The sequence below is a fragment of the Oceanobacillus aidingensis genome (assembly GCF_042654105.1).
GTDB classification, from domain to species: Bacteria; Bacillota; Bacilli; order Bacillales; family Amphibacillaceae; genus Oceanobacillus; species Oceanobacillus oncorhynchi.
The window spans coordinates 429,736-456,360 of record NZ_JBHSFT010000001.1 but is presented as its reverse complement, the minus strand read 5'-3'; the positions used below and the strand labels follow the sequence as shown (position 1 = coordinate 456,360).

Genomic DNA, 26,625 nt, shown 5'->3' with positions numbered 1-26,625 from the left:
GAATAAACGCGGAGGTGTTATCTACATGAATATGGTGTGGTTACAAGTAATTATAGCAGCAGTTATTGAAGTTTTTTGGGTGATTGGATTAAAGCATGCCTATGATTTTTGGACTTGGACAGGGACAATTATCGCAATCATTCTCAGCTTCTATTTAATGATCATGGCTGGGAAAAAGCTTCCTGTTGGAACGGTTTATGCTGTTTTTGTCGGGCTGGGAACAGCAGGAACAACGTTTGCAGATATTGCTTTCTTCGGGGAGCCGTTTCAATTTATAAAGATTCTTTTGATCGCCATTTTATTAGCTGGTGTCATTGGTTTGAAGTTAGTAACGAAAGACAAAGAGACAGAAGGAGCTGAATCATAATGGCCTGGACTTCATTAATTATCGCTGGATTGTTCGAAGTCGTCGGGGTAACGATGATAAACAAACTGCATAAAGATCGTAATTGGCAGGCATTGGTCTTGCTGATTCTCGGTTTTGGAGCCAGCTTCTTTTTCCTTTCGTACGCTATGGAAACCCTGCCTATGGGTACTGCTTATGCGGTATGGACTGGTATCGGCGCCTCTGGCGGTGCAATAGCAGGAATGCTTTTTTATAATGAACCAAAGGATTGGAAGCGAATGGTATGTATCGCCATGGTATTAGGCGCGGCAGTTGGTTTAAAATTATTTTCGTAATGCATCTCTAAAAAATTATTATCACTGCTTATATCGATTTATTGGTTAATAAGTCTATATTCAAACTAAAATAATACAGCCTCACTGCTTGCTTAAATGTCAAAGAAGGAAGTAGTGAGGCTTTCGTTTTATCAACAAATTTAAAACCAATTAAATTTGTTGATACACCTCCCTTTTTTGATTAACTTCTTTCTCCCTTTTTTCCTGTCTTCTAAAGTGAATAAAAGAAATTGAACAAGCCAGAAAGCATGTCCCCGCTAAAAAAATAAATGCATGCTTCATGGATAAATGCTCATAAATACTCCCGCTAATTATTGGAAAAATTGTCATTCCCAGCGCATAGACAGCTTGAAAGAAGCCCATTGCAGTAGAACGCTTTTGGTCAGGAATCGACTGCATAGCACTGGAGGTCAGGAGCGAGAACAAAATTCCAGTACCTAATCCCGGTATCAGTTGTAAAAGGCAAACAAGCAAGATAGAATTTGTCTGGGGAACCAGTACACAGTAAATGCCGAGGAAGAGAAAGCTGAAACAAATCCATAACTTCATAGACATCATTGCCAGGAATTTAGTCGAAGCCAATCTGGCAAAAACGACTGCTGACAGCATATAAATAATAGACGACATACCAATAACTAGATTGGAGCCGCCCAGCTCCTGAACAATCTGGTTTGTAAAGGACATGGTGGTAGACATTTGCACACCCTGCTGCACTAATGCCAAGAAGGAAAAAAGAACTAAGCTTTTATTTGCAGTCACCTTTATTAATTCCCTGATGGAAACGTTATTTGTGTGATGAGATGGTTTGGTTGATTGAAGAAAGAAAGCGAGTGCAAAACCAATCAGTCCTGCAGCTAAACTGAAGGCACAAATCATCATCATGCCGACTTTATCATAGAGAAGCGTACTGGTTACAAAACCAAGCAGCATGCCGGCATTGTTAGCCATAATAATTCTGCTGGTGGCGCGTATCTGATCCTTTTGGTTAAAAAAGCTCATATAAAGAATCATAAAAGAAATCCAGGTGGCGCTTGCAGTTCCTGATAAAATATTCCCAAGGAAAAAGCCAATATCAGCCGGCAGTAAAATCCTGCTTAGCGAGGCGCCGCCCGCAAATAAAGATCCAAGTATGATAAACAGCTTGTGATTGCTGCTAAGATCAGCCAAAATACCTACTGGCAGCCGGAGCATAAGCTGTGAAATGCCATATGCACCAATAATCATACCTACCAGATTACTAGAAATATTTACCATAATTAAGTAGGTCGTTTGATAGGGAATGTAAACATATTGCGCGAACCAGAAACAGACAACAACCCATAAAATTAACGATGCCTGCTTTTTTTGTGCATTATTCATCTTTTCATTACTCCTTCTATTTTCCAGTGAAATGTTGGGGAATTAGGTTTACGCAGCATATAATCAGGCCTTTTTTCTCCTGTTTTTTAGCGGTTTCCCGATTCGTTTCCCCTGCTTTTCTAACTGCTTTAAAACAAAGATTTCTCAGTACAATCTCTATTTTCAAAGTTCTAATGCAGTATCATATCCTAAGATTAAAATTTGCACAAGCATCATTTATTTCTTCTTTTTTTCCAGAAAAAAAGATTTAAAAATCGCTTGCATCGAAAATGAAAGCGTGTTAGTATATTTGCAAAGCTTCATACTGGAATACATTTGACGTGTTACTGATAATGCAGGCAAGATCAAGTGTACACTTTAATAATCATGGGAAAGCTGTGTTTTCCCCTTGAGATTATTTGTGTGCGTTTGGTCTTTTTTTGTGTCAATATGTGTTCTTCATTTTATAGGGGAAATGATATTGTACATATACAATATGTACCACTCTTTTACTATTGGTTTATAAAATATTTGATTATTTTCTGCCTGTGTTGCTCAACAATCGCGCCCGATTGCTGCATAAATCAAATAAAGGTTCCTAAGCTGGCGCGACCATTAATTGAATTATAATAACATACCAAGAAAGAAACAGTTGAATAACTTTGATGAAGTATCATATCAAGGTGGTGGAACTTCAACTTCTGTATTTTTTTCATTATCACGAACAATGCATATTGAAACTTAAATTTGAAATAAGTGCTACTTCTTTTTAATGATCGATATGTAGAACGTAATATTGTAAACCGTTTAATTATATAGGTTGACAATAATCCCCCTTTCGATTAAAATAATTTTTAATCGAAAGGGGACGTTTACATTGAATCGACAAGGTAATAAACTGAGAATTATGCTTAAGATCGCTATATTTGCCGCTATAACTGCAATACTTGCACAGGTGGAAATTCCGCTTCCGCTTATTCCAATCAGTGGCCAGACACTGGCAGTAGGGATTGCAGCAACTATCCTTGGAAGCCGTCAGGGATCATTGGCAATGGTGCTCTATATGGCGATTGGAGCGGTCGGCCTTCCGGTATTCGCTGGATTCAGCGGGGGACCACAGGTGCTTGTAGGCCCTTCAGGTGGATATATTTTTGGGTTTATAGCCGCAGCGTACGTTACTGGTCTCATTTTGGAAAAAACAAGGTTTACAATCCCAATGGCTGTCATCGCAAATATTATGGGAATGTTTGTAACACTGGTTTTTGGTACTATTCAATTGAAACTTGTACTGGATCTTGGATGGAGTGCTTCCTTGGCTGCCGGAGTATACCCGTTTCTTGCTGTAGGATTCATTAAGGCATTTCTAGCCAGCTGGATTGGCATTGTTGTCAGAAGACGTCTGATACAAGCAAAACTGCTTGGAGATATGCCAAAAGAAGTTGCATAAGTTATAACACTAATTGAATAAAATAGAAGCACCATAAAAGTGTCACTTTGACCGATAATTTGCACTTATTTAAAGCGTTATTTGCATAATCCGGTTATAAAGCTCAGCTACCTTTACATAAAAAGTTTAGCTGGGCTTCTTCCATAAAAGGTTTCACTATACTGTCGTAAAAAAAGGTCATGTTCTTCAACAATCTAGCCCTATTGCGGCACATATTTACTCGGTTATAGCGCCGTTTAATTAAATAATTAAAACTATACTAACTAGCGTTAAACCTTATTGCATCATTAGGAATCTTTTCTTTTTTAATCCAATCTTCTATTAATTCATTGAAATATGTGGGATTATATAGGGGTACATGTCCTACACCAGATATTACAACTCCCAAGCAATTTTCATTTCTTTCTAATATATCTGCCATTGATTTCTTAATAATTGAATTTTCCTTTTTCCCTATTAGAACTAAAATTCTACTGCGAGCTGTTTCAAATCCTTCTGGTATTGAAAACGACATATTTTCAAACATTACCCTAAAAAAATGTTTCTTTTGTAATCGCCAATGTTTCTTAGTAATAATCGTTAAAGTACCGATCATTCAAGTACATATATTTTGCTTGCATTCGCGAAAACATTTTATTTCTAGCTAACGGAAGGCTCCATGTTGCTACTCTTGCAGTGATTCTAGGAAGCGCAAGTGGCTTTGTTGAAGCACTTATAATGATAGCTTTGTCAATAAGATTACTGTTTTCACTTAACATTAAAATTAAAACTTGAGCACCTAATGAAAAGCCTATTACAGTTACCTGTTGATCAGCCTTCAATAATTGTTGAAATTTTGCCAGCAATATCTTTAATAGAGAAATTGTAACCACCACTACTCTTTCCATGTCCCGGAAGATTGGGCACCAAGCATTTATAATCATTAAAATATTTTACTTGCTTAAGCCACATCCAGCCACTTACACCGCCACCATGTAAAAAAACAAGTAAAGGTTTATCCGCATCTCCATACAAATCAAAATGTATTGTCTCTCTTCTATCCCTCCTCTAACTAATTATTATATATTATCTTGATCTTCAGTTATATGGCACTATTATGGCACATATTTATTCGGTTACCGCGCCCGTTTGTTTAAGGACATCATTATTGTACTAAAAGATACTTCCCTTTAACTTTAAAAGTTTTAGTTAGAATTTAAATAATTCAAGACAATATTCACTTGTTCCTCAACTGAATAATCCCCTTCAATCCTTAATATTGGACAAGATAAGTCTGCCATCCAGTGTTCTTGTAATGTTTTACTTCTAACTTCCATACCCGCATTATCGTATAAGGAAGCCCACTCTAAAAAAACTTTTGATTGGTCGTATTTACTGCCACCAGCTAATATTTCATTTCCATACCTCTGAAATTCCCTTTGTTGTAATCTCTGAAGCCTTATATTTTGAGGGATCCACAAGAATATAACCAGGTCAAAATAGGGTTTAAATTCGTCACCCCAGCCACATACTGCTCCAGACAAAATCCATTTTTCATATAATGATAAATCTTTTTTAAGCACTTTTATTCTTTCAGTCACTTGTCTTTGTTCGGTAAATTTCGATATCCAAAAATAGTCATCTGTATCAAGATGTTTATGAGGTAAGACTTTTGATAATGAATCTCCAAGTGTCGAAGTTCCTGACCCAGCAGCTCCCAATATATGAATTTTTCCGCTCAATTTTTCCCCTCCATTTGATTTATAATCAATTAAAATCCAACTTTTTCATAAAATTATATTTCAGCAAAAACAATCCTTTCAATTATGGGTCTGATCTTCCACAAAATGGCCCGATACAAGAACAAAGAGCCTCACACCCAATTGGGATGAAACTCTTTACCATTAAAAATATTTGCAATAGAAGTCCTGGCGCAGCTTCCCACTAAGTTGAGCATATATCTTGGTTGGTTATCTCACTTTTCTCATGCCCAAAAGGATTTGGATCACTTCTTGAGGCGAGCCGTTATTAATTAGATGAGTAGCATAGCTATGTCTCAATTGATGAGGGTGAATGCTCTTCTTTATGCCGGCTGTTTAGAAACCCTCTTTAAATGTATCGCATCATATCAATACTCATTCGGTGTTTGGGTTTTCGTTCAGTTATGAATAGACAATATTCTTGATCGTTCCGTTCATCCAAGTACCGTTTCAACCAAAGCGAGCAGCGAGTATTAAAATACACTTCCCTCTCTTTGTCACCTTTTCCATGAGCAATAACAAGAGTTAGCTAAGAAGTTTATGTCTTCCCGGTTAAGCTTTACAATTTCCCGAACAAATATAATTCTAAACATGGGGTATCTTGTCCCGTTTTTCGTTACCGGGATAACCAACCGGTTCATCATCCCTCACCAGAATTCCTTATTTACACAAAATGTATACTATCCTTCTTAAGGAGAATATTAAAGGGTATCTTCAGGTATCTTAAACAAGTGGCCGCCTTCTGCAGGACACATTATTTTATAAAAAGATGCCTCTGAAGACCAGGTTTCCGAAAATCCCTAAGACAAACTCTCTAAAAACTAAGAAAAAGGAGGTCAGTTTCATTGGATAAGTACCAATTGGCACCACACGAGTCATTAGACCTGCATGAAGCGATTAATTTAAAGACATTATGCGTTGCAAAGTCGAAATTGATGCAGGGTCTTATTTTTGACCAGGACCTGAGAGAATTGATGGAAAAAGATGTACAGCAATCCATGTTGGATCTTGCTGAATTACAGCAGATCTATAAACACGCACCATTTGAAACCCCGGTCCCTCAGAGCCGCCCCACACCAATTATCGATGATAAGGAGGGTAACGTACATTGAACCAAGATTATTTAGATCCCATTAATGCACTGAATATGCCGGAACTCGCTGACATGACATTTGCATTGGATTTTCTCGTTCGTGCAAAAGAGGGTGTTAGAAATACGGCTGTTGCTTTAACAGAAACCACCACTCCCGAATTAAGAGAAGCTTTGAGGAAACAGCTTTTACAGGGCATCGCCATGCACCAGGAAATCACAGAGCTGATGGTCCAGAAAAAATGGTTCCATCCTCATGACCTGAGTGAACAGTATCAATTAGATCAGCTCTCTGCGAAGAATACAAACATGATTGCAAATATGAACCTGTTCCCTGTTGACTCTAACAGAAAAGGAATGTTTGACCGGACACCGGATGACCAATAACACTGGAGGTGAATCAGTATGAAAGCAGTAACCTATCAAGGCGTCAAGAATGTCGAAGTGAAAGAAGTTCCAGATCCAAAGATTGAAAAGCCGGATGACATGATAGTCAAAATCACAAGTACCGCCATCTGCGGATCTGACCTCCACTTGATCCATGGAATGATCCCGAACATGCAGGAAGACTATATCATTGGACATGAACCAATGGGTATTGTTGAAGAAGTAGGTCCTGAAGTGAGAAATCTCAAAAAAGGCGACCGCGTCATCATCCCGTTCAATATTGCATGCGGGGAATGTATTTATTGTAAAAATCAACTGGAAAGCCAATGCGATAATTCCAATGACAATGGTGATATGGGAGCCTATTTCGGTTATTCAGGTACTACCGGCGGTTTTGCTGGCGGGCAGGCTGAGTATCTAAGAGTTCCTTATGCCAATTTCACCCACTTTAAAATTCCTGAATCATGCGAGGAACCGGATGAGAAATTAAGCTGTATTGCTGATGCGATGTCCACCGGCTTTTGGAGCGTTGACAATGCAGGAGTTAAAAACGGAGATACGGTCATTGTCCTTGGCTGCGGCCCGGTTGGATTATTCGCCCAGAAATTTGCCTGGATGAAGGGTGCTAAACGGGTAATAGCAGTAGATTATGTCAAGTACCGTTTGGATCATGCCAAACGCACAAACAAAGTGGAAATCGTCAATTTTGAAGACCATGAAAACGTTGGCAGCTACCTTAAGGAAATTACCAAAGGAGGCGCTGATATTGTCATTGATGCGGTTGGGATGGATGGAAAAATGACGGATATGGAATTTTTGGCTAGCGGCCTTAAGCTACAAGGTGGAGCCATGAGTGCCCTGGTCATAGCATCCCAGGCTGTACGAAAAGCAGGAACGATTCAGATCACAGGTGTATACGGCGGCCGATATAACGGCTTCCCGCTAGGAGATATCATGCAGCGAAACGTCAATATCCGGTCGGGACAAGCCCCAATGATTCACCTTATGCCACATATGTATGATTTGGCTACATCCGGCAATATTGACCTTGGTGATGTCGTTACCCATGTTCTGCCACTGAGCGAAGCCAAGCGTGGTTATGAAATTTTTGATACTAAGACAGATAATTGCATTAAAGTCGTACTGAAACCATAATCAAAGCTTTCTGGCGGGAGTTTAGAATGAACTCCCGTCAAATCAAAGGAGGTTGAAGAAATGGATTATGTATTACATGAAGTTTTGGAAGTCCAGGAAATGGCTGCCTTTAAGTCAAACTGTTTGACTAAGTCCAAAACCATGAAAGCCCTTGTTGCAGATGAGAAACTCAAGAGAATCATGGAGAATGATGTGCAAATATCTACACGTCAACTCAAGGAATTCTCTGCTATTCTTTCCAAAGCAAAACAATAATGAGGAGTTGAAAAAGGATGAACTTTATTGCTGAAAATTTAACAGGCATGAAGGCACTTACAGATCAGGTAGTTGCAACAGACCTTCTGATTGCAGCCAAAAGCGGCGTTCGAAATTATGCGATGGCCATAACTGAAACAGGTTCCCCTGAAATCAAAGAAGTTCTGACAAAGCATCTTGAAGAAGCCCTTGACCTGCACGAACAAATCTCTAGTTTTATGGTGGAACGGGGCTGGTATCATGCCTTTGATACGAACGAACAGCTTGATCTCAACTTGCAGAATATCGACACTGCTTTAAAACTGCCGACACTTTAAAAAACCAAGGAGCAGATATGATCTACGATCAACTGTTCCTTGATTTTTTTAATCTTTACATTACCCAAAACTAGCTTGTCATAAAAAGTGAAACTATTGGCTGTTTGTAGAAAAATCGGGCTGGTTCCTAGTGGTTGTCCTTTACTACTCCATATTGAACTTGTTGTTTGGCTGAATATATAAATAAAAATTTTTACACCTGTAGACTTTAAATCTTAACGAAAGCAAGTGACCTCCCTCACTTTTTAAAGTGAGGGAGGTCACTTGCTTTTTCTTTTTATTTATTTGCTTTTGTTGAAAGGGGAGTACGAATGGGAGGTGTAAAAGCAAGGGGCGGGCTTCCTGCCACTAACGTATTAACGTATCAGGGGTCAGGCCCCGTATATTTATTACGAAAAGGTAGGAGCAGGGAATTCATCAATTTTCATACGAAGTAAACTATATGGTTTCTGTCGCAGGTCTTTTCCATAATGAAACCTTACCTGCCGATGCAATTGGTTCACAACTACATATAAGTATTGATCCGGCCCAATTGAAAAAGTATCCGGCCATAAAATTCTCGGATCATGAGCGATGGTTTCCATTATGCCATTCGGCAATATTTTTCGAATACTGTTGTTTTCATAGTCTCCGGCATAAATGGTACCCTTTGCACCAGTGATCATTCCATCAGACGCACCTTTTTCTCCCCAGTACTCCACCCGATATGGTAAATCGGTGCCCGGTATCGTTCGGTCTCTTAGAGCTTCTGTTGAGATTGAATACAAATGCCGGCTGGAAAGTGGACAATAAAATAAAACTTTTCCATCGGGAGAAATCGCTATACCATCAGACGCCAATCTAAATGGAGATGTTGAACCATCTTTGTTTCGGTTCATCAAAATTTCTCCTTCTACTTTCGGTAAAAAATAAGGGTCCGGTGAAGTTGAATTTGCTCCATTTAACCGTCTGAACGCATTTCCACTTCCTAAATCCAAAACGATAATAGCTCCTGGTCCTTTGGAAGATGAATCTGTTATATAAGCATAACCTGCTTTTCCGACGCGAAAATCAAATCGGACATCATTCAGGTAAGTTGTTGGCAGGACGACATCTTCTGTAAAGGTATATACTCTTCTTATTGTATTGGTTTTTAAATCAACAGCGACTAATTTTGCCCCTCCTATAATTGGTTCGGAAAAATTCGGTGCAGCTGTATCTAATACCCAAAGTGTTCCCCTTCCATCCGCAACTACACTTTGAACACTGATGAAAGACATTGTGATATTACCTTGATTACTCACATTGGCTTTAAAACTGGGATAAGGCTGCAAAGTATCCCCAACAATTTCCGCCACTGTAAATTTAACGTCGTCTCCCCATTTCGGAAAGCAAATGAAAATACGACCGGTTTCTGATACACTAACGCCTGTCGGCATAGCCCCATAAAATTCATGGACCAGTTCTAACTTACCGAAATACTTTTCCATAGGTAACATAGGTTTCATGATATCCTCCTCAAAAATTACGCACGAGATATCAACTATATATGATTTAAATTTATTTTAGTGCATTGTTCTTAATGGACTAAAAATACAACTAAATTACTTTATGGAAGTCCACATGAATTTAAAAACTCTCTTGTCAGTAAGGAAAACAAAAAAGAATTACCGATTGCATTTCTTGAAGAGGAATACACTTCTGTGTTGAAAGCAAACAACTTTTTAACACTTTTTATTACTTTTTATTACTTTATTTATAGTGAATAACATATATATTGTCTAGCACTAACGTTGTATAAATATAGTAAGAATATTCCGTAAGAAGGTTCTCAGTAATTTTCGCCAAAAAATCAACAACCTAATAAAGGTGCTTCTGTCCATTTGGTAAATATATACATTTGTGCCAATATTCCTGTGGTTTCCTATTCTCATTTCTTTATCAAGGGACCGTTTTCTTTTCAAAACGACGCAGCCAGAGATAAGCTGGTTTCCATAAAGCTGCCTTTAGCCAGCGAACAATACGGAGTAATTTCTTCTCGCTCTGTGTTTCTAATTGAATGAGTACATGTAAACAATAGGTGATAAGCGCCAGATAGATTTGATTGTGTATAGCTGTTTCACTCATCCCATAAAAATGCTTGATTTTGACGTGCTGTTTCAACCATTTGAAAAATAATTCTATCTGCCAGCGTGATCGATAAATGTTGCTTATTTCCTCCGGGTCTAAATCAAACCGATTGGTAATTAATCGTAATGGATTTCCTTTCGTATCCATTACTTCGAGGAGGCGAAACACATTTTCACAACGTTTTTGCGTGGACCCGATATAAACCATCTGGTCGGACAGCACGTTGGAGTCAGAAGGAACAGAAAAAGCGTATACTTTCCGGGTGACAGAATTTTTCTTGAGTCTGGATACGAAAAAGTAACCATCGTCTGTCATTCGGTCAAAGCGCTCGTAATCCATATAGCCACGATCAAAGACATACATGGCTTGCTTATCATCCACTAGTACTTCCAATTGATTGCGGTCATGTTCCTTCGCTGGTGTTATCGCAGCTTTTTCCGGATAAACCGTAACCTTGTTCATAAAAACCAATCGCAAATGTAACTTAACCCCTGCTTTGGTTTTTCGAAACTTAGCCCACTTATAACGGGTAAGGTTAAGGGGCAGCGTACTGGAATCAATAATCTTTAAAGGAAGTCCTTTCATGGCTTTGTTTTCATAGCTTTTGATCTGGTAAACCAAATCTAAAAATAGCGTCGCTAAGATAGAAGGATTGATTTCATTATTTTTACGGGAAAGCTGGGAAGCACTAATGCTTTCTATTCCACTCGCTTTCTGAAAATCAGCATCCAAAAGCGCATCGCTTAGAGCTTGTAGTCCTTCTGTTTCATGAACCTGCGCATAAAGCATGACCTTCAAATAGGCTTCTGTCGTCAGTTTTTTTGTATAGGTATCTTGTTGATGAATCGTTACTTGTTCGAAAAGTTTTTTGAAATTTATTGGTGCAATCCATTTACCAAATGCATTTTTTCGTGTATTCTTGTCCATAAGCGTTTCCTTTATATTGGATTTGGACAGAAATTCACCTGACCAATTCATTATAAAGGATTTTTTTATGGCTTAAAACAGTAAAAACCGAAAATTAGAATTATTTTGTATTATTCGACATAATTAATGCAATGCTAGTGATTGTCTAGAAGAAAATCATTTCTATAGGAGGTTTCTATGGATCAAAGTCGTCAATTAGACCAAATAAAGCAAATGCAAGAAATGTTTAAAGCGAACATGAAAACTCAACCTTATCCCATGTATCCTAACTATGGGAAAATCACACGTTACGAAGAAATACCGATGAATTTACCTGAACAGCGCCAGCTCCGCCAACCCGGAGTGGAAAAATTAATGGTACCCCTTCCAATTATCGAAAACCCAAACTATATAGGGAGTGGAAAATTAACAGGAAAAGTAGCACTTATTACAGGGGGTGACAGTGGTATTGGTGCAGCAACGGCAATTGCGTTTGCTAAAGAAGGCGCCGATGTTGCTATTTCATACTTAGATGAACATGAGGATGCAAATAGAACGAAAACGAGGAGTGAACAACTCGGAAAACGTTGTTTGCTAATGCCTGGTGACTTGCGGGACAAACAACAGTGCATCTCCATTGTAGAACAAACTGTAAATACGTTTGGACGTCTCGATATTCTTTGTAACCACGTTGGTATCCAATTCCAGCAACTAAGTCTGCAATTCGATGATACCTTCAAAGTGAATATCTACTCTCATTTTTACACAACAAGAGCAGCGCTTCCTTATTTAAAACCAGGCAGTAAGGCACAGTTACGCAACTCATCTATTGAACAATGGAGCCCCACTTGAAGTTATACAAAGTTTGCTGGGACACGAGAAAAGCGAAACAACACGAATCTATGCTCAATTAACTGGGAGGCTGCGACAAGAGTTTTATAGAAAATACTTTTAGAGGTTAAAGAGCAACAAGATATTGCGTTGCTCTTTTCAATTTTTGCACCAATATAGTTGAAAATGAAAAAGAGACTTTCATTTCAGAATCGCGCCCGATCGTATTGCGGATTAAAATAATTTCTTGAAGCAGTGGATTCATGATGAAATCCACTGCTTATATAGGTTCCTATTTTACAGGGATCCAGATTTCTGAATATAAATCAGGACTGGATGGATTTTCATCTGAATATACCTCTAGTTCTGGTGCACCTGCATGTTTGTAACCACTTGAAGGAAACCATTCTGAAAAAATTTGTTTCCACGCTTTTTGCATAGCATCCGGCATCGGCCCGTGAACCTCAAATACGGCCCATTTGGATTCGGGGATTTCCAAAGTTGATAATCCATTAGGAGCACTGCCCTCGTGTGCTGTACCTATCCAATAATCAATGGACCCGGAATCTATTTCAACACATACACCCACTACACCTTCAACTGGACCATTGTTCAATTTAAACAATCGCTCGTCTGTGCCCTCTCCGTTTATCTTATCCCACATTTTGGGGATACCCACTAGGTTCTCCTCATTAACCAGTGAAAATTCCTGTTTAAACCCCACAATCTGAAATCCCTCACGTTCAACAATTTTGACCTGCATTGGTTCTGCTCCCTTCAGACTCACCTGTACTACCAGGCGGTTATAAGATTTTAGCTTTCCCGTGTACTTTCGTGCTTCACTTGGTGTTACACCATGTTGCCGCCTGAAGGCCTTCGAGAAAGCTTCAGGAGTGTCGTAACCATATTCGTAGGCGATATCAATAATCTTTGTGTTTGATCTTGTTAACTCATAGGCAGCTAATGTTAGGCGACGACGTCTAAGATATTCACCAACAGATATATCAGTTAATATCGCAAATGTACGCTGAAAGTGAAAAACCGAAAAGTTAGCCTGTTGGGCAATGTTTTCTATCGGAAGGTCATCAAGTAAATGATCTTCCATATAGTCTATTGCTGCCTGTAATGATTCAACCCACGTCATGTCACTCACTCCTTATTTAAAATCCTAACAGAGCATCATCAATTAATCCTGTCTTTCCGTGCTTTGGTCGGACAGTATTTTTGAGTTAGTTAAGCTAACTGGCCCGTTTTTTGAAAAGATTATCAGACCACACTCTTAAACTAAACTACCAAATGGCACAATAAAAGGCGACTGCGCTTATTGTGTTATCGCACCAGTTCGTTTAAGTACATCATTTCACAAAGTTTATTTTCCGATAAACGAAACTGTAAAAATTAAACCTTTCATTACGAAGATTGCCAATGGAAATAACGAAGTAAATAAGGATATAATTATTTTCGCTTTTTCACGCAAAAAATTAGCTTTGAACAAAGGGAAAGCTGAAAGAAGCCCTAAAATAAATGTGGATAATGTACCCAACAATAAAAAATTATGGCTGTTTCATTATAAATCCATAAAAACAGAGGTGCGAGGTTATAAATTAATCTATAAATTGAACCAGTACAGGCTTACATCTCCCCGCATTACAAGCCCCTTCTGTAATACTGCAAGCAGAAATCCCTACGATTAAATTCATTTCTGCATTAAATGTGATTTTGCTTCCTGCTTTAGATACAGGTGGCTCAATAATAATTTTTTTGTCCTGTGTGATTGTAGTATTCATAAATATATTCAATGGTTGAATCGAATGAAAGTGAGAAATGCCATATGTCTTTAAACTATCATTAAGATTATCAAAACAATTGCTATGATGGTGGTTCACATTATAGAAATGCTGATAGGTTTCCAGTCGACATGATGGTATCATCATATCATGAACACCAACGTCATCTTCTATGATTGTGAGCATCGGTAAATATTTGTTACTGTATAAAATGTCCCCTGTTGAAAAAAATAACGATTCTTTACAATCTATGGTAACAGGTGCAGAAAAAAATTCATTGAATGCAGAAGCATTTACAGCAAAAAGATCTGCAACCTGCTGTCCTTCAATATCGATAACGGAGAATTTTTCTCCCCTATTTATTTTAAAGGCTTGTCCTGTTTGTTTATCTATCATTAACTCTCGCATTTTGTTTTCCCTTCTAGTTATAATTAGTGTCATACAATTATGTTGCTTAGATGTAAGGCCAAATCATTTTTCAATGGACATAAACACTCTTCAATTAGCCCCATTACTTAATATATTCGATAAAAAAGTGTTAACTCTTGTTAAATTAACGCACCATTTACTTTAAGTACACTAATTCACAATCCAAATTATAATTTTAACATAAATTTCCAATTCCTTAGCTATTTATCAGAGGAATTCGCTAAGTTATTAGGGAGTTGTTCTGCTAAATAATGAAGTTGACACAAAATTATGTCATCTTGGTAAAATAAGTGCCAAATAAGGAGCCATTTTTCTTTCTTTTTTGTAGATAGACATTGTTAAACCAACAAAAATTAGCAATCCATTTTATATGCTAATTGGATTGCTAAAAGGTTTGTTATTTTATGTTTTGTACTATTAAACTTAACCCGTTAGATGATGGCACGCTACTCTCTTATATTTATTCAGTATGAAGTAACAATTGATCTAAATCCATTATTTTAATTTTCTTTTTCGGTAACTGTTTAATCAATCCAAGTTCTTCTAGAGTAGTAAATTTACGGCTGATTGTTTCTGGTGTGGTACCAAGATACGAGGCTAAATCCTTTTTGGACATTGGTAAGATAATCGTTGGACTATTGCCACTTCCCTTTTCAACATTCTCAGCTAAAAAGGATATAATGCGGGTTTCTACATTTTCAATCGCTACTTGTGTGGTTTGTTTTTCAGAATCCTTCAAACGCATCGTTACTTCTGACAGTATTTTTAATGAGATCTGCGGATATTCCACCAAATACTCTTGTAAATCCTCTCGTTTAATTAAACAAATGGATGTATTTTGTAGTGCTTCCGCATAGTTCTCATGAATACTTCCAGGTTGGAAAATGGCGACTTCACCTGTAAAATCACCGGGATTTAAAATGCGAACAAGTTGTTCTTTTCCAGAATCCGATAAGCGGTAAATCCGAGCCTTACCTGAATTGATAATATATAAGGTATCATCTTTCTCACCTGCACGGAATAACATTTCCCCTTTTTGTAGATGAAGTGTCTTGGCAGATTCCGCAATCAAATCCATTTGTGAGTCTTCCAGATGGTTGAAAATGGGAACAATACGAATACATTCTGCATGTCCATGTTGGTGATGACAACATTGGTTTTGTTCCAAAATAACCTCTCCTTTTTATAAAAAGCCTAAGAGGGCATCTTAGGCTTCCTTTCTATTCACTCGATTAAGCAGGTTTTACCTTTGATTTGACAACAGGATATCCTAAGTCTTCAATTGCCTCTTCGATATCGTTAATAACGACTGCTTCTGAATCAAAATCTACTTTTACTTTACTAGCATTGAACATTACCTTCAAGCTATCTTGATTCACACCGTTTATTCCTTTCACCGCATTTTCAATCTTTTGGAGACAAGATGGGCAAGATAAGGTTTCTAATTGAATCGTTGCTTTTTGCATAAATCATTTCTCCCTTCATTTTTTAACGACCGTAAACCAATTTATTCTTTTGTTTTTGGGTTACTTTTAAGCCTGATATGCTTTGTCTACTTCTGATAACATTTCGTAGGTGCCTGCATATGTTTCACATACATCTCCAGGAATGGCGTAGTTGTCTGTGATTTTTCGTAACTGAGCAAATTCAACATCCAAGTCTGGTTTGTTTGCACCAGCATCTTTTACCTTTTTACTGAGTTTTTCAAATAGTTCACGTACTTCAAAGGCTTCTGGATGGTTCTTACCATGGGCCCGTGTAATCGCAGTAGTGTATAAATCCAGTTTTTCAAAATGGTTTGTTATTACTTCGTTAAATGTTTGTTCAGACATTATTATTTCCCTCTTTCTATATATAATTTTTGTTATGTGTGTTTGTCTTAGGCAGATTTTACTTTTGATTTAACAACGGGATATCCTAAGTCTTCAATTGCCTTTTTGATATCGTTAACGGTGATCGTTTCTGAATCAAAATCTACTTTTACTTTACTGGCATTGAATAATACTTTTAAGCTATCTTGATTAACCCCATTTAATCCTTTCACCGCATTTTCAATCTTTTGCATACAAGATGGACAAGATAATGTTTCTAATTGAATAACTGCTTTTTGCATGAATTATTTCTCCTTTCATCTTATCTTTGACTTTTTTGTTTTCCCTCTTCTTCTTTACAATTTAAGTATAGCTGAGGTTCAACGAAATGAAATTGACGCAAATCAAGTTTTAAGAAAAAAGTAGGGGAGTATTTTGTTCTTCCTACCTGAATACTTCCCCTTTATCATTCGTCAAGACCGCTTTCTATTAAATTTATCCTCTCAAACGGTATCGAAGCAATCTCATACCATTCAAGATGACTACTAAGATACTTGCTTCGTGAACCAACATCCCGATTGACATATTCATCCATTCACTAAATAGTAGGCTAGCAAGTAAGACTAATACCACACCAACTGCTATGGTGATGTTCTGTTTCATGTTTCTTGAAGTTAATTTTGTTAAGCCTAATGCGTGTGGTAAACGACTAAAGTCAGAATTCATTAAAACGACATCCGATGTTTCAATTGCAACATCTGTTCCACTTCCCATTGCGATTCCGATATCTGCTAAGGCTAATGAAGGACTATCATTCACTCCGTCACCGACAAAGGCAATGAGTTGGCCTTTTGCTTGCATTTTTTCAATATATGCGGATTTTCCTTCTGGAAGCATATGACCGTGTGCTTCTGTTAATCCAAGTTCTCGAGCAACTAAATCTACGGTTCCTTGGTTGTCCCCTGAAAGAACGACTAGGTTTTTGACTCCAAGTTTTTTTAGGTTTTGAAGATCTTTTTTAACACCTGGACGGATTTGATCCCGAATACCCATCAGAACTTTTAATTCTCCGTCAACCGCAGTTAACACAAGAGAATTCCCATTTTTCTCAAAGCGTTCGACGTCTTTTTTAGCTTTTTCGCTTAATTTCACATTTTCTTTTTCCATTAAAGCTACGTTACCAACGGCTATACGATGAACACCTATTTTTGCTACAATTCCGCCACCTTTAACGACTTCGGTTTCTTCAACAGTATAGAAAGTTGTCTCGCCAATATCCTGTAAGACAGCTTTTGCTAGTGGGTGGTCCGATTCGCGCTCCACACTTGCTAAGTATCCTAGAATTTCTTCAGTGTTGTTGCCGTAAAATTCTTTTTCGGCAACTTCAGGGTTTCCTACTGTCAATGTTCCCGTTTTATCAAAAACGATAGTATCTACTCTGCTAAAGTCATTGATAACTTCACTACCTTTTAGGAGGACACCATTACGTGCACCGTTTCCGATACCGGCAACGTTGGATACAGGAACCCCGATAACTAATGCACCTGGACATCCTAAAACAAGAATCGTGATAGCTAGTTCAATATCTTTTGAGAATAGCCAAACAATAAAACCAAGGACTAAAACAGCTGGTGTATAATATTTAGAGAATCGATCAATAAACCGCTCTGCTTCTGATTTGGAATCCTGTGCTTCTTCCACTAATTCGATAATTCTACCAAATGTTGTATCTTCCCCTACACGGTCAGATCGAATTTGAATCGTTCCATTTTCTAAGATTGTTCCCGCAAATACTTCAGAATCGACCCTTTTGCTTACTGGAACAGACTCTCCGGTAATACTTGCTTCATTGATGTGACCTTCACCTGTTAACACGGTTCCATCTACGGGGACTTTTGCACCCGTTTTGACTAATAAAATGTCACCTTCATCTACATCATCGACATCAACTTCTTCAAATTCTCCATTTTCCATTTGCTTTAAAGCACTTTCTGGTGCCAGCTCTGTTAATTCTTTAATGGCAGAACGTGTTTTGTTCAAGGTACGTTGCTCCAAGTAAGAACCAAATAAGAATAAGAAAGTAACGATGGCTGATTCCTCATAATTTTGAATCAATACTGCCCCAATTACTGCAATGGTAACTAAAACATCAATACTGACAACTTTTACTTTTAATGCCTGAAAGGCTTGAATCGCAATTGGTGCTACACCAAGAATAGATGCAATGATGAGCGACCAATTGAAAATGGCCATGTTGTCTAAGGAAAATCGTCCGAAGAATGCAAGTGCAATCAAAATTGCACTGATCAGTGTAATGGAATTCTTTTTACTTAATATATATCTTTGCATGTTGATTCCCTCCAATTTCATTTTCATTTGTATTCCTTGTTGATGACTCTAGTATAGGATGTTTCTATGAAATAAAAATTGATTAGGATCAAGTTCTATTGTAAAAGTGAAAAATTATAAAAGAACAGCAAAACAAATCCAACTGTTTTACTGAATAACTGAATAACTCTTATATATTATCGAACATACAATCAAAAAAAATCATTATATTGTACATTCTTTATTCAGCAGGCTTTAGAAAAGCATTATAAACTGCAAATCGAGTAGGAGGGGGTGACTAACCCCCGACCTCTCACACCACCGTACGTACGGTTCCGTATACGGCGGTTTCATTTAGGTCCAACGCATGGTCTGATATCGCTTGGATAGACTCTTCAACCCTTGCTCTAACCAATATTGGTTGCCAAGGGCTCTAGACAAGATGGGGCTCTTGGCTATACGCCAATATGCCTTCCTTGAATTTGCCCATTCCCACGCTTTTCCTTTCTTAATTCCAAGTTTCATGAGATTCTTGTATTTTGTTTTGACTTTCTTCCATTCCTTCCAGCGTATCATTCGAAGTCTTCTTCTTATCCAGCCATCTAGAGCTTCAAATATGGTAGGTGTTTCTGCTAGCTGATAATAACCAAGCCAGCCTACTAAATATCGATTTAGCTTTTCGATTCTATCCCTCATATTCATAGATCTCTTTCTGGAGGTTAGTTCTCTGACACGGTGTTTAAACCGTTTGATACTCTCTTTAGAGACCCGAATCTTTGGGTTCACCTTATGGAAAGTGAAAGAAAATCCAAGGAATTTACGTTTCCATGGGCGGTCTACTGCACTTTTCTGTTCATTTACTTTTAACTTTAGTTTTCCTTCGATAAATTCAGTAATACTTTTCATCACTCGTAAACCAGCTCTCCTGGAACGGACATAGATATTACAGTCATCCGCATAACGGACGAAGCGAAGTCCTCTTTTCTCTAATTCCTTGTCTAGTTCATCTAAAACAATATTAGAAAGTAGTGGACTTAATGGTCCACCTTGAGGTGCTCCTTCCATGTTCGGCTGTACAATCCCACCGTCCATAATACCAGCTTGGAGATATCTGCGAATCAGTTTAAGCACTCTCGCGTCTTTGACTCGTTGGCTCAACGTTCGCATTAATCTGTCGTGATGTACTTTATCAAAGAATTTCTCTAAATCCATATCGATAACCCACCGATAGCCATCTTTGATATAGCTTCTTGCTTCTCTTACTGCGTCGTGGCCTCGTCTATTTGGACGAAAACCATAACTGTGCTCTGAGAAGGTTGGGTCATAAATGGTTGTAAGAACCTGTGCGATTGCTTGTTGGATGAATCGGTCTAACACGGTAGGAATTCCTAGCTTCCTCATTCCGCCGTTTGGTTTCGGGATTTCGACACGACGAACGGGTTGAGGATAGTAGGTACCTTCTTCGAGTTGTCCTCGAATGGAAGTCCAGTGTTCCATGATATGCGCTCGTAGGTTTTGTACAGGCATCTCATCCACACCATGACTTCCTTTATTTCGCTCAACACGTTTAAGTGCGAGTATTAGGTTTTCCCGTGATAGAATTCTTTCCAACATGATATCTTACTCCTACGTGAATTGTTCCTTCTTCTTGTGTGGCAATAACTTTCAGCCCTTCTAATGTCCCCCGCGGGATTCACCGTTTCCTCCACTAGGAAGGTTTACATGTTTCTGCTTCATCAAGTTTTGCGTACGCAAAGCGACAATTCTTCTTAAATGATTCAGCCCTTCCTAGATATCCTAGAAATATCTAGTACTACGGCTTCGGCTGACTTCTGATAGTTCAGCGAACACTTACATGTTCGGTTACGGCGTGTGCACCGCATTTCTATCAGACCTCCCAGGGTAAGCACACATTCTTCCTCTCCATGTCCCCACTTCATTTACTTTGTATACCCTTTGGCAGTAAGGGTTTTAGTTTGTAATGCAACCTCACCCAAGTATACCTAGCCTGATGAAGTTCGTGTTCCTAAGGGCGGAGATTTGCCGCCGACTTCCTTCAGATTCTGGGTCGCCCCAGACACCCTTGTCTTAAGCTAACCACTACTACTGCCTTCGTGGCTCGGGACTTCAACCCTAAAGAATGTGTGCATGCCTGGCACACACTAAAACGCTCAGAAAATATTCTGAGCGTTTTTATCTTAATATTTAATTTTTCTTCTTCAACTAAACTGCCACTTACCTCAATGTCGCTTCTTTCGCTAATGCACCCGTTTGTTTAAGTACATCTTTTCACAAACTACTCCCAAATTTCATCTAATTTATTCGAGTAGAAATCAATCGCTTTTTTATAACCTAAAATTTCATCGTCTGTTGTTGTATCTGTTAAGCATTTTAATAATAACTCCATCGCTTTACTATGTTCGTTCAAATTATATAAGGTCATCGAATAGAATGTTTGAATAGCCCTGTTGTTTGGAAATGATTCAATCCCCTTTAGAAATATACTTTTTGACTTTTCATACTCGCCTAATGTTCTATACGTACTCCCTAATCCTAATAAAGCCCCTTCCAATTCCTTTGAAGACAACCCTAATTTGATTGCGTTTTCATAAAAGGGTACTGCTTTCGATTCTTCTCCTAATAAATCAAAACTCCAAGCACACTGATAGTTAATTGATGCATTATTAGGGAACTCCTGCACCAGTTTCGTGAGTAATTGATTTGATTCTTTATGATTTCCACTCTTCCGCAAATCAACAGCCTTTTCTAATTCTATTCCCATCATTTTCATCTCCAATGCTTTGTCTCTTGTACCACTAAACTGCCCCGTTAGCTAAATAACACCTATCTAAATACTAACATAATATTCCAATGATAAAACTCGAATTTTATAAAGCAAGGTGACCCCATAAGGATCACCTTGCTTAACTCTTGCACCCATTAGTTTAAGTACATTTGTTCACAAGTTTAAAGTTTTTAGAACCTGCCTGTTATTTTTTGAGTATAAGTTTAAATGCCGTTACAAATAATACCCCTATAACAAATGAGGGGGTTAATAAAATGGAAGAAGCACCTACAAGTAATAATGGAATGAACACAAGCAATAATGGAATGAGTACATCTAATAAGATAAACCTTACAGGTCTTGGTGTTGGAGCAATTGTACTAACCACTGTTTATACGGCGGTTTTGGCTTCACAGTTAATGGCTACCAAGCATAAAGTCGATTACCTTTATTACAAAGAATTAACACAAAATAAATAGCTAATTATAGACGGTGCGTTTTCACCGTCTTTTATTTATATAAAACAGAATTTGAACTAACCTGCCCCGTTAGTTTAAGTGAAACAATTCACAAACTCCACCTATTGTTACGTAAATATCTAATTATATCCGGAAATATCTTCCCAAACTGACAATGGTAAATAATAACAATTATTTCACCAAAAAAATTCCCTTTAGACAAATTATAACTAAAGGGGTATGACGATACAACGTTAAATTAAATTTACTTTAAGCAATTTTTGCACAAAACACAAGAAAGATAATAATAAACGGAATTCCTAACACCCATATCCAAAACTCAACAGAGCCAACCATGCTCAAATAAAATTCAGTATGCATAAACCACTGGAAAACAGCCAAAAATATTATCCCACAAATGGTAGAAAAAGTGATAAACAGTACTAGCAAAAACATAACTAATACTGTTTTCTTCACCGCCCGAATCATAGCAACCATTACGAAAAACCTCTTTCACTAAATAAACCATATAGTTTTCTTCCCAGCATTTCTAAAGCTTCCTTTTTCAGCTCATAGTATCTTGTCTTTCCGATAAACAACTGAGGATAAATAACTTCATCACAGTATCTGGAACCATCATTACGCTTCTTCATGTACTTTAATTCAATTAATTTTTGTTCAGCTGGAGCAAGAGATTCCACTGCATATAATAATGTGTCTAACCATTCACTCGCTTGAACAGATTTTAGAGCAAATTGTTCTGTTTTACTATTGTTAAGATTTGATCCACCTGGTGTATCCGATATGACGGAAGTAATACTAGGTACGTGTGTTTTTTGCGACATTGCCTTTATTTTAAAATAACGGTCTAACCAGTTTTCCTCTGCATATTCAATATAAAATTGCTGTTCATCTTTTAAAAATGATTCAATTTCTTCTTTCGTAAAAACTCCTTCAATTTCAGCAGCAAAATTCATTTATCATCATCCTTTCTTATAAATAGAAATTTATATATTGTTCATTTCAACTTCTTGTTCCTTTTCAATAGATGGATGATACTTTGATAAAGAATGAAGTACCCAAGCTATTCGTTTAAAGCATTCAGAAGCACATTGTAAATCACCCTTTTCAACTGACTCTAATGCTTGACCTAAATTAGTATCGTAAAGATCCCACTCTTTCTGCTCAAAGTTTTTCATACTTAGTGTCATTTCATCACCTCCTATGTGAAATGGCATTCAGTAAAGCGCTAATACGATCATATAGTGATTGTGGAGACGAATAACATTCATGCCGTTCATCAGATACTATCTCGTACATTCCATATCTATTTTTCGTTACTTTTAGTTTTGTTTCAGGAATTAATAAAGAATGATTTACCTTTACACGCAATATATCTTCATAAATAGGATCATTTTCTTTCCCAAGATATTCATAAACATGCGTTTGTTCAATCGCATCATTCATTTTGTTCCTCCTTCCACTTCTCATATCACTTTTTTAAAACTATCTTACATGCTTCTCTTTTCTGACTGCTGGATTTTGAATTGCATACAACAGTTCACCGATATATTTTGCTTCCTCGCTATTATTTCCGTAAAGTTGCTGCATAAATAGTTGATAGGATGAAAGTGCTTCACCAATAAAATGTGCCTCTGAATAACTTGCGTGTATATTAATTTCCTTTTTATTAGTGCTATTTACAGCTTGCAAAACGATACCTCCTCAAATTCATTTAACCGCATATCACGTTTAACTATCCTTCAATGAATGCTATAATATCTATGAGTAAGTCGGGAACGTTGCAAAGATACTAGGCATATCTTTTATTGTGACGTTCCTGTTCTATTAATCTTTTTTTAGTTTCTTCTGCCGTTGGTACATATTTGTCGCTAACAGCACTTTTATGCCTGTTCCACTCCATCCATTTACGTTCAGTTTCTTCTTGACTGTCCTTAGGGTCAAATACCATTACACTTTTCATTCCTTGCCACATTTAAAACCGCTCCTTTCGTCTATAACTTTCTCCTTCAAGTCGGATTGCTTTTGCTAAATCCATCATCCGATCAATAATACGATTGCCATGATTCCCATATTTTTCAGTAAGCATTTTCTCAGAATAATTCGTAGAACAAATGACTGATTTATTGAGTCGCATATCGAATATCTTATACAACACATCAGATGCCCAACTTTCATGTCCATATTCGTTTGCTTTCACATATTCAGAGCCAATATCATCAAGTACCAACAAATCCAATTCACCTATCATTTGGAAAATCTGCATTTCGCTTATGCTAGAATCCGGACTGTATGTGTTCTTGATAAAATCGAATAAATCAGTGACCTTGATATAGAGCGTTTTATAACCTTGTTGCCGCAGCGTTTTCGTGATTGCAAAAGATAAATGGCTTTTCCCCAGACCACAATCTCCACTAAATAGAAGTGAATGAACACCATCAAAGGTTTTCACATATTTTATTGCTGCTTTTTTTGCTTCGGATTGCGACGTTTCTTTCGGTATATAGGAATCAATCGTTGCTTGTTTCAAATCATGTGTAACTCGCTCAAAGGTTGCAATAAATCGTTTTTCTTTTAGTCTTTCTCTTTCTTCCTTTGTTGGTACGTTTAGCTCTTCTAATAACTGTTGTTCCATACAAGGTTTACATGCGCCAAGAACGCCTTTGGGAGTTTCATATAATTTGTATAGATTTCCGCATTGCTCACATTCCTTTTCACGACATTCTTTAAAAGGTAAAGATTTTTTAAGCAGCGTTCCTATAGTTTCCATCGATGACACCTCCTAAAATCTATCTCTATTCGGATCGTAATCTATTTGGCTTACAGCTTGCTTATTTCGGTTTTTGTGATTCTTATCGATTTCTTCAACGGTTAGTAAGGATTCGTTTTGCCAGTTTCTTAAGATGCCTTCCGTATATTTAAGTCGTCTAGCATCATTTTCACAAGCAATATTTAATGCCTTTAAAATGACTTCACTGGGATCCTTAAATGATGAATCATCCAACCACAACAACAACTGTTTTTTTGCATGAATGTTATTTACACCAAATCCGTTTTTATCCCAGAACTGAATAATCTGCGCTACGTCTTTATCTTGTTCTTGTTCTATTTCTATATCTTGTTCTTTATCTCTTTCTAGTTCTTCTTCTGTACCATCACGTGACGTCACGCTAACGTCATCTGTTTTATTTTCTAGTAATTGCTGCTTCTTTCTTTCGCGATACCTTTTGTTACGCTCTGCATTCAACTTCCTTACACGGTCCATTCCTTCAACATTTTGATGCTTTTCCCAGTTCGAAATTCGAATAAATGAATCATCATCAATAAAGATCATCCCGAACTCCCTTAGTGTTTTTAAAGCGAGCCTTACTGTATTGAGTGACCTATCAAATATCGTTGCAAGCATTTCCTCTGTATACGGGACATTTTCGTTCAAATAAATATAACCGTTGGCATTTGTTCTCCCGGCCTGTGAAAGTAGTTTAATCCAAATGATTAGAATGGTATCAGCCTCTGGAAGCTTCTCTATAAGTTTTATTTTTTCATCATCAAACATGGCAGTACTTAACTTAATCCATTTAATGTTGCCCATTTTTTACCTCCAGAATTAAACAGGTTTAAATAATTTCAGGCAATTTAGATGCTTAATTCCCCTCCTACATACTCTTTTAGTAACTTTGGTGAGATATGGTATGTCCATTTACTAGACATTTGAATTGCAATACCAATTGGTAAAATATCTCGTTGTAATCCAATTCGAACAAATTGTTCAGATTTACCTAAAATCTTTGCTGCCTCAGAAACTTTAATATTCATGATTTCTTTCTCATCAACACTTGTTTCCAAATTAATCCCTCCAAACGAATTGTTTTGCCTTTTATTCAGTTGATAATGCTGTGTCATAATAAAATACTTCATCGAAACTTAAATCGTTAAAGCTCCGCAGAACACCTGCAATAAACTTACCTCCCGGATTTCTCTTGCCATTCATAATTCGGTTAACAGTAGTTTGCGTAACTCCTACCTTATCCGCAAATTGACTTTGAGAAATATCCTTGTCTTTCAAATACACCTTCAAAAAGTCTAAATTAATTAAAATGACATTTACATCTTTCAAATGAACCCTCCTTTTACCTTTTGGTAATTACCTTATGGTAATACCTTAACATTAAAAATTACCATTTGGCAACACTTTTTTATATTTTTCTTAAATAAATTTCCTTTTGGTAATTTTTTTTAGTAATATAAGTGTAGAAGGGTATCAGTGTTTAGGAGAGAAAACTATGACCAATCAATTTGGAGAGTATCTAAAAGCAAAAAGGGATGAAAAAGGTTACACCATCAATCAACTTTCTTTGTATTCAGGTATTAGTGCTGCTCAATTGTCCAGAATCGAAAATGGAAAAAGAGGCATTCCCAAAGCCGAGAATATCCAAAAACTTGCGGAAGCACTATCCATTCCTTATGATGAAATTATGAGGGTGGCTGGTTATTACAAACAAAACAACCCCAAGCAAGAGGAAGATCTTCCTGAGCTGTCAGATAAGGAAGAACGTGATATAGCTAAGGATCTAGAAAAGATGATAAATAACTTATCTAATGATGATGCATACTCACAATTCGATGGAAGGGCGATAGATGAAATGGATAAGGAAGATAGAGAACTACTAATTGCTTCATTGGAAAATTCACTTCGCATGGCTAAACGAATGGCAAAGCAAAAGTTTACCCCCAACAAATATAAAAAATAA

At 37.3% G+C, this 26,625-nt stretch carries 36 protein-coding genes and 3 pseudogenes; 12 read left to right on the top strand and 27 right to left on the bottom strand.

All coding sequences use genetic code 11. The annotated features are described in order from the left end of the window. Nucleotides 1–25 precede the first annotated feature (25 nt). A complete protein-coding gene (locus tag ACFO3P_RS02245) occupies nt 26–367 on the top strand; it encodes a DMT family transporter (RefSeq protein ID WP_289585307.1) in 342 nt (113 codons plus the stop codon). Then, nucleotides 367–681, top strand: a complete 315-nt coding sequence (locus tag ACFO3P_RS02240; protein ID WP_193064195.1) for a DMT family transporter — start codon at nt 367–369, stop codon at nt 679–681. The genes ACFO3P_RS02245 and ACFO3P_RS02240 overlap by 1 nt, the downstream gene beginning before the upstream one ends. Before the next feature lie 150 nt (nt 682–831). Here the strand turns inward: ACFO3P_RS02240 and ACFO3P_RS02235 are convergent, their stop codons facing one another. Further along, nucleotides 832–2,040: an MFS transporter gene (locus ACFO3P_RS02235; RefSeq protein WP_289585308.1), complete on the bottom strand. Its 1,209-nt coding sequence runs from the start codon at nt 2,038–2,040 to the stop codon at nt 832–834. A gap of 856 nt (nt 2,041–2,896) precedes the next feature. Here ACFO3P_RS02235 and ACFO3P_RS02230 point away from each other — a divergent pair. After that, complete coding sequence (locus ACFO3P_RS02230) at nt 2,897–3,466, top strand: biotin transporter BioY (protein ID WP_374705740.1); 570 nt, start codon at nt 2,897–2,899, stop codon at nt 3,464–3,466. Between the two features lie 259 nt (nt 3,467–3,725). Here ACFO3P_RS02230 and ACFO3P_RS02225 read toward each other — a convergent pair whose 3' ends face one another. From ACFO3P_RS02225 to ACFO3P_RS02205, 5 genes and pseudogenes are all read right to left on the bottom strand, one after another. Further along, nucleotides 3,726–3,992 (bottom strand): alpha/beta fold hydrolase, encoded by a 267-nt coding sequence (locus ACFO3P_RS02225; RefSeq protein WP_193064193.1) that lies wholly within the window; start codon nt 3,990–3,992, stop codon nt 3,726–3,728. Between the two features lie 40 nt (nt 3,993–4,032). After that, a complete protein-coding gene (locus ACFO3P_RS02220; protein WP_193064236.1) occupies nt 4,033–4,341 on the bottom strand; it encodes an alpha/beta hydrolase in 309 nt (102 codons plus the stop codon). After that, complete coding sequence (locus ACFO3P_RS02215) at nt 4,277–4,417, bottom strand: hypothetical protein (RefSeq protein WP_354005234.1); 141 nt, start codon at nt 4,415–4,417, stop codon at nt 4,277–4,279. Before ACFO3P_RS02215 ends, ACFO3P_RS02220 begins: the two co-directional genes overlap by 65 nt. Nucleotides 4,418–4,650: 233 nt before the next feature. Further along, nucleotides 4,651–5,187 carry an ATP-binding protein gene (locus tag ACFO3P_RS02210; protein ID WP_193064191.1) on the bottom strand — a complete coding sequence of 179 codons (537 nt, stop codon included), beginning with the start codon at nt 5,185–5,187 and terminating at the stop codon, nt 4,651–4,653. Between the two features lie 162 nt (nt 5,188–5,349). Beyond that, a pseudogene (locus tag ACFO3P_RS02205) lies at nt 5,350–5,780 on the bottom strand (tyrosine-type recombinase/integrase); the annotation flags it as partial. A gap of 270 nt (nt 5,781–6,050) precedes the next feature. Here ACFO3P_RS02205 and ACFO3P_RS02200 point away from each other — a divergent pair. The 5 genes from ACFO3P_RS02200 to ACFO3P_RS02180 are packed head-to-tail and all read left to right on the top strand — an operon-like array spanning nt 6,051 to nt 8,409. Continuing rightward, the gene (locus ACFO3P_RS02200; RefSeq protein ID WP_193064190.1) at nt 6,051–6,317 is read left to right on the top strand and encodes a spore gernimation protein GerQ; all 267 of its coding nucleotides are present in this window, start codon (nt 6,051–6,053) and stop codon (nt 6,315–6,317) included. After that, complete coding sequence (locus ACFO3P_RS02195; RefSeq protein WP_193064189.1) at nt 6,314–6,682, top strand: spore coat protein; 369 nt, start codon at nt 6,314–6,316, stop codon at nt 6,680–6,682. Before ACFO3P_RS02200 ends, ACFO3P_RS02195 begins: the two co-directional genes overlap by 4 nt. 18 nt (nt 6,683–6,700) lie before the next feature. Then, nucleotides 6,701–7,837: a zinc-dependent alcohol dehydrogenase gene (locus ACFO3P_RS02190; RefSeq protein WP_042530848.1), complete on the top strand. Its 1,137-nt coding sequence runs from the start codon at nt 6,701–6,703 to the stop codon at nt 7,835–7,837. 60 nt (nt 7,838–7,897) lie between these two features. Beyond that, nucleotides 7,898–8,092, top strand: a complete 195-nt coding sequence (locus ACFO3P_RS02185) for a hypothetical protein (RefSeq protein ID WP_042530846.1) — start codon at nt 7,898–7,900, stop codon at nt 8,090–8,092. Between the two features lie 17 nt (nt 8,093–8,109). Beyond that, entirely contained in the window at nt 8,110–8,409 is a 300-nt protein-coding gene (locus ACFO3P_RS02180; RefSeq protein ID WP_042530844.1) for a spore coat protein, read from the top strand. A gap of 389 nt (nt 8,410–8,798) precedes the next feature. On the opposite strand, the gene ACFO3P_RS02175 is transcribed toward ACFO3P_RS02180, so the two are convergent. Further along, a complete protein-coding gene (locus ACFO3P_RS02175) occupies nt 8,799–9,896 on the bottom strand; it encodes an L-dopachrome tautomerase-related protein (RefSeq protein ID WP_289585309.1) in 1,098 nt (365 codons plus the stop codon). Nucleotides 9,897–10,329: 433 nt separating this feature from the next. Next, on the bottom strand, nt 10,330–11,445 hold the full coding sequence (locus ACFO3P_RS02170) for an IS4 family transposase (protein ID WP_193064187.1): 1,116 nt from the start codon (nt 11,443–11,445) through the stop codon (nt 10,330–10,332). Nucleotides 11,446–11,658: 213 nt separating this feature from the next. Here ACFO3P_RS02170 and ACFO3P_RS02165 point away from each other — a divergent pair. Together ACFO3P_RS02165 and ACFO3P_RS02160 are read left to right on the top strand one after the other, a co-directional pair. Continuing rightward, nucleotides 11,659–12,228: pseudogene (locus ACFO3P_RS02165) on the top strand (SDR family NAD(P)-dependent oxidoreductase); the annotation flags it as partial. Further along, nucleotides 12,227–12,379 (top strand): annotated as a pseudogene (locus ACFO3P_RS02160) (tyrosine-type recombinase/integrase); the annotation flags it as partial. The pseudogenes ACFO3P_RS02165 and ACFO3P_RS02160, both read left to right, overlap by 2 nt. 168 nt (nt 12,380–12,547) lie before the next feature. On the opposite strand, the gene ACFO3P_RS02155 reads toward ACFO3P_RS02160, so the two are convergent. The 9 genes from ACFO3P_RS02155 to ACFO3P_RS02115 form a co-directional block, all read right to left on the bottom strand. Continuing rightward, entirely contained in the window at nt 12,548–13,399 is an 852-nt protein-coding gene (locus ACFO3P_RS02155; RefSeq protein WP_066189353.1) for an AraC family transcriptional regulator, read from the bottom strand. A gap of 460 nt (nt 13,400–13,859) precedes the next feature. Next, the gene (locus ACFO3P_RS02150; protein ID WP_066189330.1) at nt 13,860–14,450 is read right to left on the bottom strand and encodes a DUF1989 domain-containing protein; all 591 of its coding nucleotides are present in this window, start codon (nt 14,448–14,450) and stop codon (nt 13,860–13,862) included. Between the two features lie 481 nt (nt 14,451–14,931). Continuing rightward, nucleotides 14,932–15,639: a Crp/Fnr family transcriptional regulator gene (locus ACFO3P_RS02145; protein ID WP_066189347.1), complete on the bottom strand. Its 708-nt coding sequence runs from the start codon at nt 15,637–15,639 to the stop codon at nt 14,932–14,934. A gap of 64 nt (nt 15,640–15,703) precedes the next feature. After that, nucleotides 15,704–15,937 (bottom strand): heavy-metal-associated domain-containing protein, encoded by a 234-nt coding sequence (locus ACFO3P_RS02140; protein WP_066189344.1) that lies wholly within the window; start codon nt 15,935–15,937, stop codon nt 15,704–15,706. Nucleotides 15,938–16,003: 66 nt separating this feature from the next. Next, nucleotides 16,004–16,303 carry an iron-sulfur cluster repair di-iron protein, ric gene (locus tag ACFO3P_RS02135; RefSeq protein ID WP_066189342.1) on the bottom strand — a complete coding sequence of 100 codons (300 nt, stop codon included), beginning with the start codon at nt 16,301–16,303 and terminating at the stop codon, nt 16,004–16,006. A 47-nt stretch (nt 16,304–16,350) separates the two neighbouring features. Next, nucleotides 16,351–16,584: a heavy-metal-associated domain-containing protein gene (locus ACFO3P_RS02130; protein ID WP_066189340.1), complete on the bottom strand. Its 234-nt coding sequence runs from the start codon at nt 16,582–16,584 to the stop codon at nt 16,351–16,353. 193 nt (nt 16,585–16,777) lie between these two features. Further along, nucleotides 16,778–18,631: a heavy metal translocating P-type ATPase gene (locus tag ACFO3P_RS02125; protein WP_066189335.1), complete on the bottom strand. Its 1,854-nt coding sequence runs from the start codon at nt 18,629–18,631 to the stop codon at nt 16,778–16,780. 333 nt (nt 18,632–18,964) lie between these two features. Beyond that, complete coding sequence (ltrA, locus tag ACFO3P_RS02120) at nt 18,965–20,227, bottom strand: group II intron reverse transcriptase/maturase (protein ID WP_094887488.1); 1,263 nt, start codon at nt 20,225–20,227, stop codon at nt 18,965–18,967. Nucleotides 20,228–20,906: 679 nt separating this feature from the next. After that, nucleotides 20,907–21,392: a tetratricopeptide repeat protein gene (locus tag ACFO3P_RS02115; RefSeq protein ID WP_193064230.1), complete on the bottom strand. Its 486-nt coding sequence runs from the start codon at nt 21,390–21,392 to the stop codon at nt 20,907–20,909. 278 nt (nt 21,393–21,670) lie between these two features. Between ACFO3P_RS02115 and ACFO3P_RS02110 the strand changes: the two genes are divergently transcribed. Then, the gene (locus ACFO3P_RS02110; protein ID WP_193064235.1) at nt 21,671–21,874 is read left to right on the top strand and encodes a hypothetical protein; all 204 of its coding nucleotides are present in this window, start codon (nt 21,671–21,673) and stop codon (nt 21,872–21,874) included. A gap of 249 nt (nt 21,875–22,123) precedes the next feature. Here ACFO3P_RS02110 and ACFO3P_RS02105 read toward each other — a convergent pair whose 3' ends face one another. From ACFO3P_RS02105 to ACFO3P_RS02060, 10 genes are all read right to left on the bottom strand, one after another. After that, nucleotides 22,124–22,351 (bottom strand): hypothetical protein, encoded by a 228-nt coding sequence (locus ACFO3P_RS02105; protein ID WP_066189322.1) that lies wholly within the window; start codon nt 22,349–22,351, stop codon nt 22,124–22,126. Beyond that, on the bottom strand, nt 22,351–22,830 hold the full coding sequence (locus ACFO3P_RS02100; protein ID WP_066189319.1) for an ArpU family phage packaging/lysis transcriptional regulator: 480 nt from the start codon (nt 22,828–22,830) through the stop codon (nt 22,351–22,353). The genes ACFO3P_RS02105 and ACFO3P_RS02100 overlap by 1 nt, the downstream gene beginning before the upstream one ends. 30 nt (nt 22,831–22,860) lie before the next feature. Beyond that, nucleotides 22,861–23,064, bottom strand: a complete 204-nt coding sequence (locus tag ACFO3P_RS02095; protein WP_193064185.1) for a hypothetical protein — start codon at nt 23,062–23,064, stop codon at nt 22,861–22,863. Nucleotides 23,065–23,068: 4 nt separating this feature from the next. Continuing rightward, a complete protein-coding gene (locus ACFO3P_RS02090) occupies nt 23,069–23,320 on the bottom strand; it encodes a hypothetical protein (protein ID WP_066189316.1) in 252 nt (83 codons plus the stop codon). A 39-nt stretch (nt 23,321–23,359) separates the two neighbouring features. Next, the gene (locus ACFO3P_RS02085) at nt 23,360–23,566 is read right to left on the bottom strand and encodes a hypothetical protein (protein WP_193064184.1); all 207 of its coding nucleotides are present in this window, start codon (nt 23,564–23,566) and stop codon (nt 23,360–23,362) included. Nucleotides 23,567–23,666: 100 nt separating this feature from the next. Continuing rightward, nucleotides 23,667–23,849 carry a hypothetical protein gene (locus ACFO3P_RS02080; protein WP_066189310.1) on the bottom strand — a complete coding sequence of 61 codons (183 nt, stop codon included), beginning with the start codon at nt 23,847–23,849 and terminating at the stop codon, nt 23,667–23,669. Further along, nucleotides 23,850–24,644, bottom strand: coding sequence for an ATP-binding protein (locus tag ACFO3P_RS02075; protein WP_066189308.1), 795 nt, complete (start codon nt 24,642–24,644; stop codon nt 23,850–23,852). 12 nt (nt 24,645–24,656) lie between these two features. Then, on the bottom strand, nt 24,657–25,466 hold the full coding sequence (locus tag ACFO3P_RS02070; protein WP_193064183.1) for a phage replisome organizer N-terminal domain-containing protein: 810 nt from the start codon (nt 25,464–25,466) through the stop codon (nt 24,657–24,659). Between the two features lie 44 nt (nt 25,467–25,510). Further along, complete coding sequence (locus ACFO3P_RS02065; RefSeq protein ID WP_205601847.1) at nt 25,511–25,720, bottom strand: hypothetical protein; 210 nt, start codon at nt 25,718–25,720, stop codon at nt 25,511–25,513. Between the two features lie 31 nt (nt 25,721–25,751). Then, nucleotides 25,752–25,991, bottom strand: a complete 240-nt coding sequence (locus tag ACFO3P_RS02060; protein ID WP_193064182.1) for a helix-turn-helix transcriptional regulator — start codon at nt 25,989–25,991, stop codon at nt 25,752–25,754. Between the two features lie 166 nt (nt 25,992–26,157). On the opposite strand from ACFO3P_RS02060, the gene ACFO3P_RS02055 reads away from it, so the two are divergent. After that, nucleotides 26,158–26,625 carry a helix-turn-helix domain-containing protein gene (locus tag ACFO3P_RS02055; protein WP_193064181.1) on the top strand — a complete coding sequence of 156 codons (468 nt, stop codon included), beginning with the start codon at nt 26,158–26,160 and terminating at the stop codon, nt 26,623–26,625.

Bases quoted from the DNA above. Each gene is read 5' to 3' on its own strand.
- ACFO3P_RS02245 (WP_289585307.1), top strand. From the start codon at position 26: ATGAATATGGTGTGGTTACAAGTAATTATAGCAGCAGTTATTGAAGTT.
- ACFO3P_RS02240 (WP_193064195.1), top strand. From the start codon at position 367: ATGGCCTGGACTTCATTAATTATCGCTGGATTGTTCGAAGTCGTCGGG.
- ACFO3P_RS02235 (WP_289585308.1), bottom strand. From the start codon at position 2,040: ATGAATAATGCACAAAAAAAGCAGGCATCGTTAATTTTATGGGTTGTT.
- ACFO3P_RS02225 (WP_193064193.1), bottom strand. From the start codon at position 3,992: ATGTTTGAAAATATGTCGTTTTCAATACCAGAAGGATTTGAAACAGCT.
- ACFO3P_RS02215 (WP_354005234.1), bottom strand. From the start codon at position 4,417: ATGTGGCTTAAGCAAGTAAAATATTTTAATGATTATAAATGCTTGGTG.
- ACFO3P_RS02190 (WP_042530848.1), top strand. From the start codon at position 6,701: ATGAAAGCAGTAACCTATCAAGGCGTCAAGAATGTCGAAGTGAAAGAA.
- ACFO3P_RS02185 (WP_042530846.1), top strand. From the start codon at position 7,898: ATGGATTATGTATTACATGAAGTTTTGGAAGTCCAGGAAATGGCTGCC.
- ACFO3P_RS02180 (WP_042530844.1), top strand. From the start codon at position 8,110: ATGAACTTTATTGCTGAAAATTTAACAGGCATGAAGGCACTTACAGAT.
- ACFO3P_RS02175 (WP_289585309.1), bottom strand. From the start codon at position 9,896: ATGAAACCTATGTTACCTATGGAAAAGTATTTCGGTAAGTTAGAACTG.
- ACFO3P_RS02170 (WP_193064187.1), bottom strand. From the start codon at position 11,445: ATGGACAAGAATACACGAAAAAATGCATTTGGTAAATGGATTGCACCA.
- ACFO3P_RS02155 (WP_066189353.1), bottom strand. From the start codon at position 13,399: ATGACGTGGGTTGAATCATTACAGGCAGCAATAGACTATATGGAAGAT.
- ACFO3P_RS02150 (WP_066189330.1), bottom strand. From the start codon at position 14,450: ATGCGAGAGTTAATGATAGATAAACAAACAGGACAAGCCTTTAAAATA.
- ACFO3P_RS02140 (WP_066189344.1), bottom strand. From the start codon at position 15,937: ATGCAAAAAGCAACGATTCAATTAGAAACCTTATCTTGCCCATCTTGT.
- ACFO3P_RS02135 (WP_066189342.1), bottom strand. From the start codon at position 16,303: ATGTCTGAACAAACATTTAACGAAGTAATAACAAACCATTTTGAAAAA.
- ACFO3P_RS02130 (WP_066189340.1), bottom strand. From the start codon at position 16,584: ATGCAAAAAGCAGTTATTCAATTAGAAACATTATCTTGTCCATCTTGT.
- ACFO3P_RS02125 (WP_066189335.1), bottom strand. From the start codon at position 18,631: ATGCAAAGATATATATTAAGTAAAAAGAATTCCATTACACTGATCAGT.
- ACFO3P_RS02115 (WP_193064230.1), bottom strand. From the start codon at position 21,392: ATGGGAATAGAATTAGAAAAGGCTGTTGATTTGCGGAAGAGTGGAAAT.
- ACFO3P_RS02110 (WP_193064235.1), top strand. From the start codon at position 21,671: ATGGAAGAAGCACCTACAAGTAATAATGGAATGAACACAAGCAATAAT.
- ACFO3P_RS02105 (WP_066189322.1), bottom strand. From the start codon at position 22,351: ATGGTTGCTATGATTCGGGCGGTGAAGAAAACAGTATTAGTTATGTTT.
- ACFO3P_RS02100 (WP_066189319.1), bottom strand. From the start codon at position 22,830: ATGAATTTTGCTGCTGAAATTGAAGGAGTTTTTACGAAAGAAGAAATT.
- ACFO3P_RS02095 (WP_193064185.1), bottom strand. From the start codon at position 23,064: ATGACACTAAGTATGAAAAACTTTGAGCAGAAAGAGTGGGATCTTTAC.
- ACFO3P_RS02090 (WP_066189316.1), bottom strand. From the start codon at position 23,320: ATGAATGATGCGATTGAACAAACGCATGTTTATGAATATCTTGGGAAA.
- ACFO3P_RS02080 (WP_066189310.1), bottom strand. From the start codon at position 23,849: ATGTGGCAAGGAATGAAAAGTGTAATGGTATTTGACCCTAAGGACAGT.
- ACFO3P_RS02075 (WP_066189308.1), bottom strand. From the start codon at position 24,644: ATGGAAACTATAGGAACGCTGCTTAAAAAATCTTTACCTTTTAAAGAA.
- ACFO3P_RS02070 (WP_193064183.1), bottom strand. From the start codon at position 25,466: ATGGGCAACATTAAATGGATTAAGTTAAGTACTGCCATGTTTGATGAT.
- ACFO3P_RS02055 (WP_193064181.1), top strand. From the start codon at position 26,158: ATGACCAATCAATTTGGAGAGTATCTAAAAGCAAAAAGGGATGAAAAA.